The sequence below is a fragment of the Peribacillus sp. NPDC101481 genome (assembly GCF_044767165.1).
GTDB lineage: Bacteria > Bacillota > Bacilli > Bacillales > DSM-1321 > Peribacillus.
Genome location: NZ_JBIWNJ010000002.1, coordinates 487,682 through 505,983 on the forward strand (window position 1 = coordinate 487,682; position 18,302 = coordinate 505,983).

The 18,302-nt window shown below is 43.5% G+C and carries 16 protein-coding genes and 1 riboswitch; of the genes, 6 read left to right on the top strand and 10 right to left on the bottom strand.

The window, feature by feature from the left end:
- Nucleotides 1–202: 202 nt before the first annotated feature.
- Together ACIROD_RS12335 and ACIROD_RS12340 are read right to left on the bottom strand one after the other, a co-directional pair.
- Complete coding sequence (locus ACIROD_RS12335) at nt 203–1,873, bottom strand: ABC1 kinase family protein (RefSeq protein ID WP_101224226.1); 1,671 nt, start codon at nt 1,871–1,873, stop codon at nt 203–205.
- 14 nt (nt 1,874–1,887) lie between these two features.
- Nucleotides 1,888–2,190, bottom strand: a complete 303-nt coding sequence (locus ACIROD_RS12340) for a phasin family protein (protein ID WP_402941151.1) — start codon at nt 2,188–2,190, stop codon at nt 1,888–1,890.
- A 220-nt stretch (nt 2,191–2,410) separates the two neighbouring features.
- Here ACIROD_RS12340 and ACIROD_RS12345 point away from each other — a divergent pair, with 220 nt between their 5' ends.
- Nucleotides 2,411–3,160, top strand: a complete 750-nt coding sequence (locus ACIROD_RS12345) for an SDR family NAD(P)-dependent oxidoreductase (protein WP_101224225.1) — start codon at nt 2,411–2,413, stop codon at nt 3,158–3,160.
- 2 nt (nt 3,161–3,162) lie between these two features.
- Here the strand turns inward: ACIROD_RS12345 and ACIROD_RS12350 are convergent, their stop codons facing one another.
- Nucleotides 3,163–3,393 (bottom strand): hypothetical protein, encoded by a 231-nt coding sequence (locus tag ACIROD_RS12350; RefSeq protein WP_101224224.1) that lies wholly within the window; start codon nt 3,391–3,393, stop codon nt 3,163–3,165.
- A gap of 64 nt (nt 3,394–3,457) precedes the next feature.
- Nucleotides 3,458–4,249 (bottom strand): TIGR00266 family protein, encoded by a 792-nt coding sequence (locus ACIROD_RS12355; protein WP_048687434.1) that lies wholly within the window; start codon nt 4,247–4,249, stop codon nt 3,458–3,460.
- 191 nt (nt 4,250–4,440) lie between these two features.
- Here ACIROD_RS12355 and glpK point away from each other — a divergent pair, with 191 nt between their 5' ends.
- Both glpK and ACIROD_RS12365 read left to right on the top strand, forming a co-directional pair.
- Entirely contained in the window at nt 4,441–5,931 is a 1,491-nt protein-coding gene (gene glpK / locus ACIROD_RS12360) for a glycerol kinase GlpK (RefSeq protein WP_402941156.1), read from the top strand.
- A gap of 67 nt (nt 5,932–5,998) precedes the next feature.
- Nucleotides 5,999–6,466, top strand: coding sequence for a CBS domain-containing protein (locus ACIROD_RS12365; RefSeq protein WP_101224222.1), 468 nt, complete (start codon nt 5,999–6,001; stop codon nt 6,464–6,466).
- A gap of 53 nt (nt 6,467–6,519) precedes the next feature.
- Here the strand turns inward: ACIROD_RS12365 and ACIROD_RS12370 are convergent, their stop codons facing one another.
- The 4 genes from ACIROD_RS12370 to ACIROD_RS12385 form a co-directional block, all read right to left on the bottom strand.
- Nucleotides 6,520–8,634: a peptidoglycan D,D-transpeptidase FtsI family protein gene (locus ACIROD_RS12370; RefSeq protein WP_402941159.1), complete on the bottom strand. Its 2,115-nt coding sequence runs from the start codon at nt 8,632–8,634 to the stop codon at nt 6,520–6,522.
- A 361-nt stretch (nt 8,635–8,995) separates the two neighbouring features.
- On the bottom strand, nt 8,996–9,349 hold the full coding sequence (locus ACIROD_RS12375) for a hypothetical protein (protein ID WP_101224220.1): 354 nt from the start codon (nt 9,347–9,349) through the stop codon (nt 8,996–8,998).
- A 75-nt stretch (nt 9,350–9,424) separates the two neighbouring features.
- A complete protein-coding gene (locus ACIROD_RS12380) occupies nt 9,425–10,543 on the bottom strand; it encodes a DUF2515 family protein (protein ID WP_402941163.1) in 1,119 nt (372 codons plus the stop codon).
- Between the two features lie 84 nt (nt 10,544–10,627).
- Nucleotides 10,628–10,795, bottom strand: coding sequence for a hypothetical protein (locus ACIROD_RS12385; RefSeq protein WP_157831094.1), 168 nt, complete (start codon nt 10,793–10,795; stop codon nt 10,628–10,630).
- A 510-nt stretch (nt 10,796–11,305) separates the two neighbouring features.
- Here ACIROD_RS12385 and ACIROD_RS12390 point away from each other — a divergent pair.
- The 3 genes from ACIROD_RS12390 to ACIROD_RS12400 all read left to right on the top strand — a co-directional run bounded on the left by ACIROD_RS12390 (nt 11,306) and on the right by ACIROD_RS12400 (nt 15,456).
- Nucleotides 11,306–13,057: an ABC transporter ATP-binding protein gene (locus ACIROD_RS12390; protein WP_402941167.1), complete on the top strand. Its 1,752-nt coding sequence runs from the start codon at nt 11,306–11,308 to the stop codon at nt 13,055–13,057.
- Nucleotides 13,054–15,072 carry an ABC transporter ATP-binding protein gene (locus ACIROD_RS12395; RefSeq protein WP_402941170.1) on the top strand — a complete coding sequence of 673 codons (2,019 nt, stop codon included), beginning with the start codon at nt 13,054–13,056 and terminating at the stop codon, nt 15,070–15,072. Before ACIROD_RS12390 ends, ACIROD_RS12395 begins: the two co-directional genes overlap by 4 nt.
- 135 nt (nt 15,073–15,207) lie before the next feature.
- Nucleotides 15,208–15,456 (top strand): type B 50S ribosomal protein L31, encoded by a 249-nt coding sequence (locus ACIROD_RS12400; RefSeq protein ID WP_101224216.1) that lies wholly within the window; start codon nt 15,208–15,210, stop codon nt 15,454–15,456.
- Nucleotides 15,457–15,568: 112 nt separating this feature from the next.
- Here ACIROD_RS12400 and metC read toward each other — a convergent pair whose 3' ends face one another.
- Entirely contained in the window at nt 15,569–16,750 is a 1,182-nt protein-coding gene (gene metC / locus ACIROD_RS12405) for a cystathionine beta-lyase (RefSeq protein WP_101224215.1), read from the bottom strand.
- Nucleotides 16,747–17,859, bottom strand: a complete 1,113-nt coding sequence (locus ACIROD_RS12410) for a methionine biosynthesis PLP-dependent protein (protein WP_230177317.1) — start codon at nt 17,857–17,859, stop codon at nt 16,747–16,749. Before ACIROD_RS12410 ends, metC begins: the two co-directional genes overlap by 4 nt.
- Nucleotides 17,860–17,945: 86 nt before the next feature.
- A riboswitch (SAM riboswitch) is annotated at nt 17,946–18,059 on the bottom strand.
- Nucleotides 18,060–18,302 lie beyond the last annotated feature (243 nt).

Below are 18,302 nucleotides of genomic sequence, written 5' to 3' on the forward strand. Positions count from 1 at the left end.
TTCGGAAATCCACTCCCTTTCCAACTGTAGACAAGCCTCATCAATGCAAGCGTCTGTGGGTTTCGGCTAGCCCAGTTATTCGGCAGGAGTGTCGCAAATTTCTTCAATCCAGTGAGAATTGCAGTAAAAAACTTAAAGGATAATGACTTGTTTTAAATTCATGGTTCGGGATGAAACTAATCTGAACCCCTTTTATAGTAGGTTACATTTTTCCGGATCTGAATATGGTGTAGAGCATAAGTAAGAACATCAGGGTTGCAACGACAAATCCAATCTCGATAACCGGTATTTTCCATAGGATCAAGGTTTCCCCGCCTATTGCAGAGCCGATAATGAGACCGACCATGATTATGCTGAATGCAAGCAGTATAATACTGAACGACAGCCGGTTCGAGATTTGATCAAGCTTATGTAAAAATACTTGAAGTTCGGGAATGTTGATATCGAGCCGCAATTTACCTTTTTTAATGATACTTGTCACTTCCTTGATATCCTTGGGCAGTTCGGCAATGGCTTCAGCAGACTCGATGAATTGATTCCAGGCGTTTTTCGCAATGTTTTTTGGATTGTAGCGTTCCTTAAAAAGCCTCTCCCCAAAAGGTTCAGCTGCCTTCATGATGCTGAAATTCGGATCTAACCCTTCGACAATGGCCTCCATGGTAAGCAGAGCCTTGCCGAGCATCGTGAATTCGGGAGGGATTTGGACTTGATGCCGATTGGCAACAGTGAACAGGTCATTGACTGCTCCGCCTAAACTGATTTGGCTCAATGGGATATCATAATATTTATTTCGCAGCTCATCAATATCCCCCCTTAATGGGGCCATATCGATTTCGTCCGTCAGGAGGCCCATATCTGAAAGCGTCTTGATCAATCCATTGGTGCTTCCTCGTTTCAGGTTTATGACTAGCGAGGCGAACTGATACTTCGTTTCCTCCTCCAGACGTCCTACCATTCCGAAATCCATGAGTGCGACGACATTTCCCGGCAAAATGATGATATTGCCCGGATGGGGATCGCCGTGGTAAAAGCCATCAATCAATATTTGCTGAAGCATGGAGTTCGCTAATCTTTCTGCGATTTGCCGGCGATCATAACCTTCATCATCAAGCTGTTTATAATGGTTGATCTTAATGCCTTGAATGAAATCCATCGTCAGGACCCTTTTTGTGGAAAATTCCCAATGGATCCTTGGTACCTTAAACCCTTGATCATCGATGAACTGCTTGGCAATTCTTTCCCCGTTTCGACCCTCGGAGTTATAATCGAGTTCTGCGCGTAGTGATTTAGCGAATTCATCAATCATTTTTCTGATTTGGTAGCGTCTTGCCCATGATATGCGAGCTTCCATAAGTCTTGCCAAATCATCGAGGATTTCCAAATCCGTTTCCACTGTCGGCATAATATCGGGCCGCTGCACTTTGATTGCTACGACTTCCTGTGAAGGAAGGCGCGCCGTATGGACCTGTCCAATTGAAGCGGTTGCCAGAGGGGTTTCATTAAATTCAAGAAAAATGTTTTCCAAAGAATCACCCAATTCGGCTTCGACAATTTTGCGAACCTTATCAAATGGAAAAGGGGTCACCTGGTCCTGTAGCTTTTCAAGTTCGCGGACGATCTCATCGGGAACGAAATCACGCCTCGTGCTTGCAATCTGACCAAGTTTAATGAATGTTGGTCCCAAGCTTTGTAATATCTTATGCAGCCGCTCTCCGATCGAGCGGAGGTTCAGATTTTCATCGGGTTGGAGTTTCGAGTTCGCTTTGCTCTCGGATAATCCCAGGCGATAGATGAAGTAACCGAAACCATTTTTCAAGAAGGCATTAATGATTTCCTGGTAACGATGTGCGTGTTTCAGTCGCTTGCGAAACATTCAAGTACCTCCTGTCACGATTGTAAGTTTTGGTTCTGCTTCTCCAAAATTACGATACGGCGCTCCAATTCCTGAACTTCTTCTTTAGTTGCCAAGTTTAGGCCATTGAGCGTTTGGTTGACTTTGGCCTTGACGGAATCATCCAGCTGCTTTTGGGCTTGTTCCCCTTTTTCGACCCATTGCTTCAAAAGGACCTTGGAGTCTTCTTTGCTGATATCGCCTTTTTTGACAAGAGGGTCCACTGCTTTTTCAATTTGCTCTTTTGTAGCAGCGGCAGCACCTAATCCTAAAGAAAACACATTTTTTAATAAGTCCATTTTTACATTCCTCCAATATAAGTTTTTTACACCGTAAGAAAGATAATAGCGGATGCCGTTCAATCTGGTTCATTCTTGCTGTTATTATCTATCATACATCACTTTAGGGCAGCTAGAAAAATATAAGGGTCCTCCAGGTTATTGATGATAGGAAATTGTTTGAAGTGTAGCGAATTGGATATTATGATAGGGACAAATCTGTGAAAGTGAGGATGGAATAATGGGTTTCAAAAATAAAACGGTGATTGTAACAGGCGCTTCGAATGGGATAGGGAGAGGAGTGGCAAAGGGATATGCAGAAAGCGGCGCTTCAGTCGTTCTCGCAGATTTGGACGAGCGGGAAGGTCTTTCGTATGTGGAAGAGCTCAAAAGTAACGGTCATGAAGCCATGTTCGTCAAAACGGATGTACGCAAGGAAGCTGACATCCATCATTTGATGGATGTTACTCTAAAAACATATAAGACCATTGATATATTAATCAATAATGCAGGAAAGGCATTATTCAAATCGCTTTATGACCTGACGATTGAGGAATGGGACGATATGATGAATACGAATTTGCGCAGTGTTTTCCTTTGTTCCCGGGCTGCTGCAGAATCGATGCGGAAAAATGAAAAGGGAGGTGCAATCATCAATTTGGCATCAACCAGAGCGGTGATGTCTGAACCTGATTCGGAATCCTATGCAGCGACAAAAGGAGGGATCAAAGCACTGACACATGCACTTGCCGCTTCTTTAGGCAAAGAGAAAATTACGGTCAATTCGATTTCTCCGGGCTGGATTGAAACGCGAGATTATGAATCGCTGAGGGATAAAGATCACCAGCAGCATTTTTCCAATCGGGTTGGAAAGCCTGAGGATATTGCAAGGGCCTGTCTTTATTTGACGGCATCGGAAAATGATTTCGTTACGGGTGCGGACCTTATCGTCGATGGAGGCATGACAAGAAAAATGATGTACGAGGAGTAATCTCATTTTTTCCGATAAAGATATTGCAGTTCAGTCCCGAGTTCACGGTTGAGCAGCTGTTCCATTTCTTCAAGCTCCTTTATGCCGATAGGGCCATCGGCAGCTGTCCAGTGAATGGTATAAACAAAATAGTAATCTCTTATTTTTCGGAAAATAACAGGCGAATTCGGGAATTGATCAAAAATTGCCTTGATATTATAGCGTCTCATGTAGGACCACTTAACGAGCTGCATGTTGCTACCCATCCTTTTCAAAAGAGATCAATGACTGCCAGGATGGCAGCCATTGGTCCGGTTCTTATTTATCGTTGAATAAATTGAATAAGCCTCTAGCTACGCTGCCTTCTTCGGAGGATCCTCCATTTTGCGGAGCTGCAGCAAATACACGGCTTGCAAGCCGGCTGAATGGCAAAGATTGCACCCAGACGGTTCCTGGTCCTTTTAATGTTGCAAAGAATAAACCTTCGCCACCGAATAAAGCTGTTTTCACGCCTTTTACAGTTTCAATATTATAATCTACCCCGCTAGTCATCGCTACTAAACATCCTGTATCGACCCGTAAGATTTCTCCTGCAGCCAATTCTTTTTTATGGATTGTGCCGCCGGCATGAACGAAGGTCATTCCATCTCCTTCAAGTTTTTGCATGATGAAGCCTTCACCGCCAAAGAAGCCTGCCCCTATCTTTCTTTGAAACTCAATTCCGACTGAAACGCCTTTCGCTGCCGCCAGGAATGCGTCTTTTTGACAAATGATTTTCCCGCCGAGCTCGCTTAAATCCATCGGAATGATTTTACCTGGATAAGGCGAGGCGAATGAAACATGTTTTTTATCTCGTCCTTCATTCGTAAAAGCCGTCATGAAAAGACTCTCACCAGTAAGGAGCCGTTTCCCGGCACCGAATAGCTTACCCATCATTCCGCTGTCACCATTCGATGACCCATCGCCAAAGATGGTTTCCATCTTGATTTGATCTTCCATCATCATCAAACTTCCAGCTTCGGCAATCACCGTTTCCTGAGGATCCAATTCCACTTCAACAAACTGCATGTCATCTCCATATAATTTAAAATCTATTTCATGGTTATTCATATTCCATTCCTCCTATCAATCTTATTTTCATTGTAAAAGATAAACTCTTAACCTGCCAATATTTTTCAATTTTTCGCCGTAATTTATATATTTTTTGTTTTCACGGGTATATCTAGTAAAATGTAGGAAGAAAAACAGCATGACACTTAAGCGGGAATGAACTTTTTTCTTAAGTGCAGGAGGAGACAGCCATGGAGACTTACATACTATCATTGGACCAGGGAACGACAAGTTCCCGGGCCATTTTATTTAATAAAAGCGGGGAGGTTTTGCATATTGCCCAAAAGGAATTCACCCAATATTTCCCGAATCCTGGATGGGTGGAGCATAATGCCAATGAAATTTGGGGTTCCATCCTATCGGTAATCGCTTCCTGTCTATCGGAAATGAATGTAAAGCCTGAACAGATCGCTGGAATTGGCATAACGAATCAACGGGAGACGACCGTGGTATGGGATAAGGAAACAGGTCAGCCGATCCATCACGCCATCGTCTGGCAATCCCGGCAGACAAGCGAAATCTGCACGCAATTGAAGGATGGAGGTCTCGAAGACTTATTTTTGCAAAAAACCGGTTTGTTGATTGATGCTTATTTTTCCGGTACAAAGGTGAAATGGATTCTCGACCATGTAGATGGGGCACGGGAAAAGGCTGAAAACGGAGACTTATTGTTTGGTACGATCGATACGTGGCTGATATGGAAACTTTCGGGTGGTAAAGCACATGTAACCGATTATTCGAATGCTTCAAGGACGCTGATGTATAACATTCATGACCTGAAGTGGGACGAAGAGCTGCTGGAAATCCTGCAAGTGCCGCGATCGATGCTCCCGGATGTTCGCTCTTCATCGGAGATATACGGGAAAACAGCGCCGCACCATTTCTTTGGGCACGAAATCCCGATTGCCGGGGCAGCGGGAGATCAACAGGCCGCTTTGTTCGGACAAGAATGCTTTGAAAAAGGAATGGCTAAGAATACGTATGGCACCGGATGCTTCATGCTGATGAATACAGGAGAAAAGGCAGTGAAATCAGAGCATGGCCTGTTGACCACGATTGCATGGGGGCTGAATGGTAAAGTCCAATATGCCTTGGAAGGCAGTATTTTTGTCGCAGGTTCGGCCATACAATGGTTAAGGGATGGGCTGAAACTCTTGCATGATCCGAAAGACAGTGAAAAGTATGCTTTGCGGGTCACTTCAGCCGATGGTGTCTATGTAGTTCCCGCATTTGTTGGATTAGGTACCCCTTATTGGGATAGTGATGTCAGGGGAGCTGTATTCGGACTGACAAGGGGGACATCGAAGGAGCATTTCGTCCGGGCAACATTGGAAGCGCTGGCCTACCAGACAAAAGATGTACTTAAGGCCATGGAAGTCGATTCAGGGATTAACCTAAAGGCATTGAGGGTCGATGGCGGCGTTGTCAAAAACAATTTCTTGATGGAATTTCAAAGCGGCCTCCTGAAAGTACCAGTCGAAAGACCGGTCATTAGTGAAACGACAGCTTTAGGGGCAGCGTATTTAGCTGGGCTTGTTGTCGGATATTGGAAAGATCAGGAAGAGGTTTCAAAGCTATGGGCAGTCGATAAGAAATTCGAACCCGAGATGGAAGAACAGGAACGGAAGGATTTATATGATGGCTGGAAAAAGGCAGTTCAGGCGGCAAGGGTTTTTAAATAGAGTAAGTAAGGGTATTAATAGAGAGAGATGAATACAGAACGTACAAACTTAAAAAAGGGGTGGTAATATGTTAGTTAAGGATTTCATGATAAGGGAAGTCTACGTAGCCCGTCCTGATTTTACATTAAAGGAAATTCTGCGGATCTTAATCGAAAATAAAGTGGGCGGGGTCCCCGTTGTGGATGAACATGATAAGCTATTGGGAATGGTGACGGACGGGGATATCCTCCGTTACTTGACACCTGCAGAGGAAGCCATCATGGGGTATTTCACCTATATTACGGTTCTTCCCGGTGAAGAGTTGGATGAAAAGGTTACATCCAAAATGAATGATAAAGTCTCACAAATCATTAAAAATAAAAGGATTACAAAGCTATCTCCCGAAGATCCGTTAGATGAATTGATAAAGGTCCTTTCCAAGCATCATTTCAAGAAAATCCCCGTCGTGGACAAAAATGATAAAGTCGTCGGCATCATCAGCAGGGGAGATGCACTTAGGGCCCTTTATAAGGAATTCGTTCAAAAGCTGGAATAAACGGGCATCATAAAAAGGCCTGCTCGATTACGAGCAGGCCTTTTTTGTAATCATCATTGAGTGCTTTCTACTGCTTTATCTGCATCAGATTCACCTTTTGCTCTTTTTTCCTTCAATTTAAAGTAGGCGTCCATTACGTCCCGCCCGATCCGTTTGTTAATATCATCAGAGGGCTTGCCTTGATACACCCATGGCACGACGACAGAGAATGCCACTTCCGGATTATTGTGAGGTGCATAACCTACAAGCGTCAAATTGATAGTCGGGACTGGCGCGCTATATTGATTTCTTCGCGGTCCGTCGTAAAAGGCCTCGGCAGTACCCGTTTTTGCTGCCGCACGGTAGGACTTCCCGCCGAAATATTTATATGCCGTCCCGCCTGGTTCCTGGGCAACCTGTCTGAATCCTTCCTGGACACGTTGCATCCAAACGTCTTTCCCGCCTAAATCGTTTAATACTTTAGGACTCATTGTTTTAAAAACGCTGCCCAATTCCTGGTGCTCATTGGAAGGATTCCTGATTTCCCTGACCATATGGGGCTCAAGCCTTTTTCCGCCATTTGCAATCGTCGAAACATACTGTGCCAATTGCATAGGAGTATATGTATCATACTGTCCAATCGATAAATCCAGCAGCAATCCGTCTGTTGACATATCGACTCCTTTAAACCCTACGGATTCATTTGGCAGGTCGATGCCTGTGCGGACACCCAATCCAAATTGGGCATAATGATTCCGCATGATTGAATAAGCTTCCCGGTTGATTCCTAACGGCCGGTTAGGGATATAATGACCGCCGGCAATTTTGATTGCCGTCATGAACATATAGACATTCGACGATTTCTTTAACGCAGAGACATCGGTAACATAACCCAAATCACTATAAGATCCTTTGGGCTTAGCCCCTGCTAAAAGGAGTTTTCTGTCAAAAAAAGCTGACCCTGGTGCGATGGCTCCTGTCTGAAAGCCTGTGTAGACAGTGGCTCCTTTAACAGATGACCCCATCGTATAGGATGTCGTAATGTTTCCAAGGGCGAAATCGTTCATTTCGGTCAATCCGGTTTTACTGTTGCGGCCGTATTGCCTGCCGGCCATTGTAAGCACCTCGCCTGTATTCGGGTCCATTAAAACGACGAAGGCACGATCCAATAAGTAGGTATTTCCCTTAGCCTTGGTTTTGCGCAATTCGTTCTCGATGATTTTTTCAACCTGCTGCTGCAGCTCCATATCAATTGTAAGGACCAAGTCTTTTCCGCTTTGCCCTTCAGTGAGGGTATTCGTATTGATGACTTCCCCTTTGCTCAGCACATTTTCAATCCGCGTCTTTTGACCGCGCAGGACATCTTCATATTGTTTTTCAATATAACTTTTTCCGACCCGGTCATTCCTGGTATAGTCGCGTGCCAGATAATAGTCAATATTTTCATTGGGAATGCCTTCTTCGGAAGAAGAGACCTTGCCAAGAACCGAACGGAGGGTCTCATCATATTTATAGGTCCTTTCCCAATCCGTCGTTACATCCACGCCTGGCATTTCATCCAAATGTTCACTGACCCTGGCGAATTCCTTAGTGGAGACATCTTTATTCTTCACGATTGACGGTGCGAGGGCATAGCCGCTATTGAATTCCCTGAAGATGGCGATCACTTCCAATTCATCCTTGGTGAATTCCTTGATATCCTCATCGGTTACCCGTTCCATTTGAAGTTTGTATAAATCTTTTTGCTCCAGTTTCTTTTCGATGACTTTCTTCTTCTCGGCCTTGGTGATCAAGGCTTCGGCCTCTTTTGGATGCTTTAAAATCCAAAAATCCTTTTTATCCGGCAGGGTTACCTTTTTGGTATCTTTTTCTATCAAGGTGGCAAGGACCTCTGCCGTCTTCACCATATCGGCCGTTTTCGTATTCGGGTATTTCGTATAGGTGATGGCATTACGTGGCTCATTATCAACGACCGGATTCAAGTTGCGGTCATACATCTTGCCACGGGGAACGGGGGTATTGGCCACATCGTTTTCCGTTCGGTCGACTTCGCGGAGGTAATCATCCCCATACACGATTTGGACGATGCCAAGCCGGATTATTAAGCTTGAAAATAAAATGAATATTAAAAAGAACATAAAGTTCAGTCGGAAAGGAATTGGGGTTTTTTTCTTCTTTTCTTTGGCCATCATTAACATTCCTTTCTAGTAAAAGTAAAAAATAAGAAAATTCCTATCTCCAATGATATATAAAATTAACTTATTTTTCTATGCTTTATCCGTAAATTTATCTATATTTCCAAAAGAATGTTCTGGAGTTATATAATCCCTAGTAATCTTATAATTGGGAAAATTGATATAAATATAAATGTCAATGGGGTTTTAATAGATAAAGAGAGGGAGAAGCGGCAAAGCGACAATAATGGGGAGAGATGCATATATGAGTCGCTCTTGTGGCAAAAGCGCTAGGAAGGACATTTTGTAAATGAATGAAAAAAAGGTCTTTAAACCTTAGAATCCATTCACAATGACTTAAGTACCATGATAAGCATTAATTTACTTCATATTTCCTAACGGGAGTTTGAGTCGTGACACTGATAACCTCTTTGAAATATCCGCATAGCTCAAGCCATTTTTCAGGGTAAATATAGTTGAAGCGTTCGATCGTTTCTAGGGAGTGAAGCACAAGGGAATCGATTTGACCCGCTTTTTTACTTTGTAAATTGAATAAAAGCTCATGCGGGATTGTGTAATAAGGGTGGATTTGATATGGATTGAGTATGACCGGGGAAATATTCTTCTCTTCCATATACTTGTCCGTCACGATCTTTTGGATTGCAAAGCTTTCATCAGTATGTAAATCCCCGATTTTGTAATTTGGATTCAATAGTACAATGCCTCTCATTTGCTTCACCCATTCTTTTTTGCTAACCATTCTTGCCAAATGGGGGAAGGGATATTCAAAGTAAGAGGCTTGATGCTAGAAAATGGCTTTCATTCCGTTAAGGGTTTTGAGATGCTTGACATTTTCGAGCACCTCGTTGGTCAGGTCCGACTTTTTAATGATCGGTAAGCTTTGTAAATCTTCTATGAAGCTTACATTCGTGAACCAATCAAAGGAATGGGGAGGAAAGAATAGTTGATCTTCCCATGCATCATGAAGAGTGGGGCTGTAGACTTTATCATCTTTTGACGTGGATGCATCAGAGGTATATATACTTGCCCAGTAATCCTCTCTGGAACCCGTGTGGGGAATCTCTTTAGTAAATTGGCCAACACCGCGAAAAACCACCGGATGCTGAAAAAGAAGCTCATATAATGATTTCCCCGTTTCAATACGCTGTTTCGGGTCGGCAAAGCGTTCAACGGTAAGGCCGGTCAAGGAATGAAGTCCTTTTTGCTTGTTTGCATAAGGAAAGATCACTTTCATGAAGCCTAAGTATTCCTGCAGCTGAAAATCAAGCCTGCGGAGGATTTCACCATGACGGGTGCGTTTTAATATCCTTTCCTGAAGCATTCTTTGCTCATTAATGATAAGGGCCGTTGTCAAAAGGGGTGAATGGGGCTCTTCAATGAAAGATTCCCAAATCGGGGCCATGAATCTTGAAATGCGGAATACCGGTAAATACCTTCTTAGCGGAAGTTCTTTTTGTTTAGAATGTTCATATAAAAGAAGCTGGGGGAAGGCATCATCAAATATGGCTGAATTGGCGCGCTCAAGGAACAGGAAGAATTTCTGCCGTTCCGCTTGGTCAAAGAGGTGGGTCATGGCTGAGCTTTTCAAGTCAGTCATATGGTATCCTCCATTCCTCGAAACCATATGTGCTAAAAAGGCCCAATGGACCTCTGGATTACGATTGTAAAAGGCAAGATATGCTTGTGTTCTTGTGATATTGTTCCGGTTCAAGGCAGCAGTCTCGGTTCGAATGCTTTTTATAAGAGCTGTTTCCTCAGGGAAAAAAGCTTTTGACTCATCAAAAGGCTGAAAGAGCTCTTTTTGTAAAAGGGATTTTAGCGTGCCATATCTTTCATCATCGATGATGGGTTTTGTTTTGGCAGGGTGTTTACCCAACAGCTTTTGCAAATATTGGGAGAGCATACAATCACCACGGTTGTTTTTCGATCATTATATGCAGAGCCGTCAAGAAAGGGGCGTTGCATTTGCAGCGCCCCCAAGGTGATGTCATCTTTTCTTCTTCTTTTCCAGGTACAATAAAATATAATAGACTATCCAGAAAAGAAACACAGGAATGAAGGATAAAAATCTATATTGGACCGGTACGGCAAATAAGATGAAAATGGATGATAATAAAAAGGGAACCGCCAGGAGTATATATTTTCTCCATTGCATATGCTGAACCTCCTTAGGTTACGTCATTCTATAAGAATAAAGGATTATCCATCAATAATCTAGAAAAGTCGCAATTGACAAAAATATGCAAACGTAGTAATCTTTAAATATAAGTTAAAAATTACCATTAATTAATGAAAAAGGAGGCGAACGTCATGACTAAATCAGTTAAGCACAGTGATGTCATAATCGAATATCATACGTCCGCCTGCCCTGAGACCTTGTCTTTCTAGACATAGGATCCGACGTGTTCATTGATCATTTTAAAGCGCAGGTTGTGGAATTTTCGCGGCCTGCGCTTTTTATTTGTGTTATTACGCATTTAAAAAAGCTTCCGCTAATTGGCGGGGGCTTTTTGGCATTTGGAATACAGGTGCATTCGCATCCTTTCCATATAAAAGATAGGAGGAATTTTAAAATGAGACAAAAGACATTGGGAATTTTATTGCAGCCGGGAGATCCAGAAAGCGGTTAGCGAGTGAAAGAGTTGATCAAAAGGGAGGGGAATTCATGTTTGCGATTTTTAAAAAGCTGTCCTGGTTCTTTAAAGAACAGTGGCAGCGTTACACCTTGGCGATTTTATTTCTATGTATAGTGAATATCTTGGAGGTTATCCCGCCAAAACTTGTCGGGAATGCCATCGATGATATGAACAATGGCAGCATGACGCAGGAAGGGGTCATGAAATACGTTATTTATTTGCTGATGGTACTGATCGGCAGTTATCTATTTGGTTACTTATGGAGTTATCTGTTATTCGGCGGCGGAAACTTGGTCGAACGAAAACTAAGATCCGGATTTATGGGCCATTTGCTGAAAATGACGCCGAGCTTTTATGAAAAAAACCGTACAGGGGATTTAATGGCAAGGGCAACCAATGATTTAAAGGCAATATCCCTCACAGCTGGTTTCGGGATATTGACCCTCGTTGACGCTGTGCTGTTCACCATTACGGTAGTGGTCATGATGGGAGCCACGATCAGCTGGCAGTTGACGATTGCGGCGGTTCTGCCGCTTCCGATCATGGCAGTGATGATGCAAATTTACGTGAAGAAAATTTACAAACGTTTTACGGATGCACAAGCAGCCTTTGGTACTTTAAATGACAAGGTCCTGGAATCCATTTCAGGTGTCCGTGTTATCCGGGCCTATGTCCAGGAACGGGAAGATGAAAAGCGGTTTGATGAAATGACCGAGGATGTATATCGCAAAAATCTAGCCGTGGCAAGAATCGATGCCCTCTTCGATCCGACGATCAGCATTATCATTGGCATCAGTTATTTAATCGGGTTGGGCTATGGGGCTTACCTTGTATTTCAACAGGCCATAACGCTTGGCGGACTTGTTTCGTTCAATGTGTACCTAGGCATGTTAATCTGGCCGATGATCGCGGTGGGTGAACTGATCAATGTCATGCAAAGGGGAAATGCTTCGCTAGATCGTGTTCAGGATACCCTTTCACATGAAGCGGATGTGAAGAATTCATTGGGGCTGGATAGTATTCCGAATCCGGGAAATATCCAATTCAATTCAGTGTATTTTACATACCCTTCCTCAACGGTTGTGAATCTATCCAATATTTCCGTTCAGCTTGAGCGCGGTCAAACATTGGGGATAGTGGGGAAAACAGGTAGTGGAAAAACGACATTCGTGAAGCAATTGCTGCGGGAATACCCATTAGGAAAAGGTGAAATCGCTTTTGCAGGCATGCCGCTGGAGCAACTGACCCTTGAAGATATTCGTAAATGGATCGGCTACGTTCCACAGGACCATTTTTTATTCTCGAAGTCTGTTAGGGAAAATATCTTATTCGGTAAAATGGATGCAACCGAAGATGAACTGGCTGAAGCTATCCGGCTTGCGGATTTTGAGAAGGACTTAATGATGCTGCCAAACCGTCTTGAGACACTCGTCGGTGAGAAGGGTGTCGCACTATCCGGAGGGCAAAAGCAGAGGATCTCGATTGCCAGGGCACTGATCAAAAATCCGGAAATCCTTATATTGGATGATTCCTTATCCGCTGTAGATGCAAAAACGGAAACGACGATCATCGAAAATATCCAAAATGAACGTGCAGGGAAAACGACCATCATCACAACCCATCGCTTATCGGCCGTTCAGCACGCGGACAGGATAATCGTATTGGACAGCGGAGAAATCATCGAAGAGGGGACTCATGCGGATTTACTGCAGAATGATGGCTGGTATAAGGAGCAATATGAGCGACAGCAGGTTGACGAAGGGACGGAGGTGAAGGCATGAAGGTCGTAAAGAAACTTTTTAATTATGCTGCCCTTTATAAAAAATTGATCATTGGCGCCCTGATCATGCTGGCACTTTCGGTAGCCGCCGATTTAACGGGTCCTTTCGTTGCCAAGAAAATCATCGATTCACATATACTTGGCATTGAATCTTCCTGGTATGAAGCGGGTAAAGGAAAAGATGCTGTCAAGTATGATGGAAATTGGTATAAACGGGCTGATTACTTTGCAAAAGGTGAGAAGAAAGGCAGGGAAGTCCATGTTCTGCAGGTCGGCAATCAATTTGTCTTCGTAAATGAGGCTGTCCCTATCGATGGGCGCAGAACCTTGGAGGACCAATCATTGATCATCAGGAAAGACGGGAAAGAGCAGCGTACGCAAGCAGTGAAATTGACGAGTCAGGAAGTGATGGGATTTTACCAACCGGAAATCCCTCGGATCATTAAGCTTGTGGCTTTTTATTTTAGCCTTGTCATCCTTTCCTCCATTTTTCAATATGGGCAGAGTTTTTATTTACAGAAAGCGGCGAACCGAATCATACAGAAGATGCGAAATGATATTTTTAAGCATATTTCCCGTCTGCCGATACGTTATTTCGATAATATGCCAGCGGGTAAAGTTGTAGCCAGGGTCACTAATGATACGGAAGCGATCCGGGAATTATATGTAACCGTGCTCGCCAACTTCTTCTCGAGTACTATTAATATTTTCGGCGTTCTAATTGCTTTGTATATTCTGGATCCACGAGTCGGTACCATCGGCACTTTACTTATTCCGATCATCGTTATCTGGACGATGGTATACCGTAAATTCGCCTCGAAATATAATCACATCATTCGGGAACGGGTAAGCGATATTAATGGGATGATCAATGAATCCATTTCTGGAATGAGCATCATTCAGGCATTTGGACGTGAAAAGGAGACAAAGCAATCTTTTGAAAATCTAAACAGGGAGCATTATTCCTATCAAAATAAAATGCTCCATTTGAATTCGTTGACGGGTGGAAACTTGATTGGGGTCATTAAGGTTTTGGCGCTTATGGCATTCGTCTGGTATTTCGGCGGGATTTCCCTTTCTGCCAGTTCGGCCATTTCCTTAGGGATGATGTATGCAATTGTTGATTTGATCAGCCGCCTGCTTCATCCGCTTCATGGAATCGTCAATCAGTTCGCTAATCTTGAACAGGCGCTTGTTGCAGGGGAGCGGGCATTCAGTTTATTGGATGAGCAGGGATTGGCAGTCAGTGATGAAAACATATCCAGATACAAAGGAAACGTGCAATTCGAAAATGTTTCTTTTGGTTATAAGGATAATGAATATGTGTTAAAGGACATTTCCTTCTCCGCTAAACAAGGGGAAACGGTCGCTTTAGTTGGCCATACCGGGTCAGGAAAAAGTTCCATAATGAATTTATTGTTCCGCTTTTATGACAGCAGTGAAGGCCAAATTAAAATCGATGGCACGAATATATTGGATATACCTCATCAGACGCTTCGTGAGCATATGGGAATCGTCCTTCAGGATCCCTATTTATTTACTGGCACCATCGCCTCCAATATCAGTCTGAATCATAAAGACATTACAAGGGAAATGGTTGAAAAATCATTAATAGATGTCGGGGGGGACAAAGTGCTGAAGCATCTTCCTTTAGGGCTGGACGAACCCGTGATTGAAAAAGGCGGAACGCTGTCTTCCGGGCAGCGGCAGCTAATCTCTTTTGCCCGTGCTCTTGCATTCAATCCGGCCATATTGATTTTGGATGAAGCGACAGCGAGCATCGATACCGAAACCGAGGCAATTATCCAGGAGGGGATGGAAGTGCTGAAAAAAGGGAGAACGACCTTCATCATTGCACATAGACTTTCCACGATAAAAAATGCCGACCAGATTCTTGTACTGGATAAAGGGCGGATTACTGAGCAAGGTACACATGAGGAATTAATGGAACTAAAAGGGAAGTATTATCAAATGTATGAACTGCAGGCTGGTCCGCATAAAGGCATGGCTGGTTGAACACAATTGAATAAGGGTGGATCATCAAGATTAAACTATAATGAGGGTACCGACTTTTGGTACCTCAAGCATAATTATTGATAATAGTAATCATTACGTTTAAGATATACCTATACTGACGATGAGGTGATAATAGTGAAACAAGAAATTCATCCCGATTATCAACAAGTGGTATTCATGGATACCAACAGTGGGTATAAATTTTTGACAGGCTCCACGAAGACGTCCAATGAAACGATCGTTTGGGAGGACGGACAAACATATCCATTATTAAAAGTGGAAATCAGCTCGGATACGCACCCTTATTATACAGGAAAGCAGAAGTTTGCTGAAAAAGGCGGACGGGTGGATCGCTTCCTGGATAAATATAATATGAAGAATTGAGAGTCAGGCCATCGGGAAATCGATGGCCTTTTTTTATGACTGGGAAGAAAAAGAGTTAATAATGATGCAAGGAAAAAAGGTGCCCATAATTTATGAGGCACCCATCCTTTATTCATTTTGCAGCAATTGCTTCCCCTTTGGCAATATTGACGAGGGCCGCATCGAAGTCCTTGATTATATCGTCCGGATTTTCAAGTCCGACAGAGAGGCGGAGCAAGCTGTTCGTGATGCCCCGCTTTTCCCTTTCATCATCAGGCATGGCAGCATGAGACATTTTGGCCGGGTAGGATAATATGGATTCGACCGCTCCCAGGCTTACGGCAAATACAGGGAGCTCGACAGTGTTCACGAAGGAACGGAAGATTTCCTCACTTTCCAATTCAAAAGATAGGACCGCCCCTGCTCCAAGTGACTGGCCTTTCTGGATGGCGTGCTGTGGATGATCGGCTAGGCCGGGATAATACACTTTTTTCACCAAGGGCTGATCTTTTAAGTAGGCTGCAATCTTTTCTGCCCCTTTTTGTGAATGTTCCATTCTAACTGACAAGGTTTTTAAACCTCTCATTACAAGCCAGGCATCTTGGACACCAAGGACCGCTCCAAAGGAGTTTTGGAGCGAACCGAGTCTTGCCGCCAATTCCGGATCTTTCACGACCGCAAGCCCAGCTACCACATCACTATGTCCGGATAAAAACTTCGTCGCGCTATGGAGGACAACATCAGCGCCCAGATTCAGCGGTTTTTGCAATGCGGGCGTCAAGAATGTATTATCAACAAAACTTAAGGCACCGGCTTTTTTTGCAATATCACATACAGCTTGTATATCGGTCACTTTAAGTAACGGATTTGAAGGCGTTTCAATGTATATGGCCCTGGTATTTGGCTGAACGGCCGCTTTGACGCTTTCAAGGTCCGTCATGTCAACGAAGGTATGCTCAATATTGAAACGGGTCAATACGCTTGTGACCATCCTGAACGTTCCGCCATACACATCTTCGGAAATGACGATATGGTCTCCGGCAGACAATAGCAGGAAGGCTGTTGAAATGGCAGCCATACCTGATGAAAAGGCAAAGCCGTGAGTGCCTTCCTCTAAATCGGCAATGATATCTTCAAGTGCCTCGCGAGTTGGGTTCCCGCTTCTGCTGTAGTCATATTTGCCGAATTGATCGATATCCGATTGATGGAACGTCGATGCATGCTGAATGGGGACGCTCACACCGCCCGTTGCCGGATCGAATTTATGTTGATTATGAAGTAATTTCGTTTCAAAGCTAAAATCATGACCTGTCATCGTAGTGCCTCCCTTTTTACATGTGCGAATGCTTGCTGCAGGTCGCCAATCAAATCATCGCTATCCTCGATGCCAACGGAGAAGCGAAGCAGGCGATTACAAACCCCATTTGCCGTTCTGACTTCAAGCGGTATATCGGCATGTGTTTGTGTGGCAGGATAGGTGATGAAGCTTTCAACCCCTCCAAGGCTTTCTGCAAAGGAAATTAATGAGAGCGATTGTAAAAATGGGTTGACCGCCGCTTCATCAATGATGCGGAAAGAAATCATGCCGCCTCTGCCGGGATACAATACATCAGTGACACAATCATGCTCCGATAAGTAATCTACAAGTATCTTGGCATTCTTTTCATGACGCTCCATCCGTAATGCCAGGGTTTTCATTCCGCGCATCAACAGCCAAGAATCAAATGGGCTCAAGACAGCTCCAGTACCATTATGATGGAAGGCAAGTGCATCACATAATTCAGCGCCGCTAGCAACGATCAGTCCCGCGAGCACATCATTATGACCACCGAGATACTTGGTTGCACTATGAATCACAATATCCGCTCCAAGCACGATGGGTTGTTGAATAAGAGGCGTGTAAAAAGTGTTATCAACGATTAACAATAAATTATATCGTTTGGCCAATGCCGCAACGGCGCTAATGTCCGTTTGCTGCATAAGGGGGTTAGTGGGAGTTTCGATGAAGATGGCTTTCGTGTGAGGAGTGATGGCTTTTTCGATATCCTCCAAACAACAAGTGTTTACATAGTCACACTGCAATCCCCATTTTTTAAAACCTTGTTCTAACAGACGATATGTACCGCCATAAAGATCTTCGCTGACAATCCATGCATCCCCGGATTTAAAAAGGGCGAGAATAGTGGAGATGGCGGCCATTCCTGAACTGCAGGCATAACCTTGGTCTCCTTTTTCCAGATCGGCGATGGATCGCTCCAATAGCTGGCGTGTAGGGTTACCAGTCCTTGTGTAGTCGAATCCCGTCGATTGGCCAATTCCTTCGTGACGAAAAGCTGTTGAAAAGTATACCGGCGGATTGACTGTTCCTGTCGCCGTTTCGCTGCGATTTCCTAATTGAGCAAGATATGTTTCAGATTTGTACATGGTTTTCACTGCTCCTTTGAGTTATATAAAATAAAAAAAAGTCTTCTTTAAGAAGAAGACTTTGATTAAGTAGGGACGAGTCATTCTTCTTATCTTCCAAGTTCACAAACTTGTGGAATTAGCACCTTTTCATTGGTTTGAAACAAATGAAGGTTGCTGAGGTGTCATCGGGCCATTCCCTCTACCTCTCTCGATAAGAGTTTAGATTATTCAATTTCTTTTGAATTTACTATATATACAAAATGCTGTCAAGGACATTTTGGGAGTGATAATGCTTTGATGTTCATGACCAGGTCAATTGGAGCCTAGCGGTGTCTACACTTTATGTGTCTAAAAAGAATAATTGAATTTTCATATAAACATGAATGGAACTTGGATTTTTCAGAAAAAATGGAAAGGGTCAGCGGGATATTTTTGCTTTAAAATAATAAAGTTTGTACAAT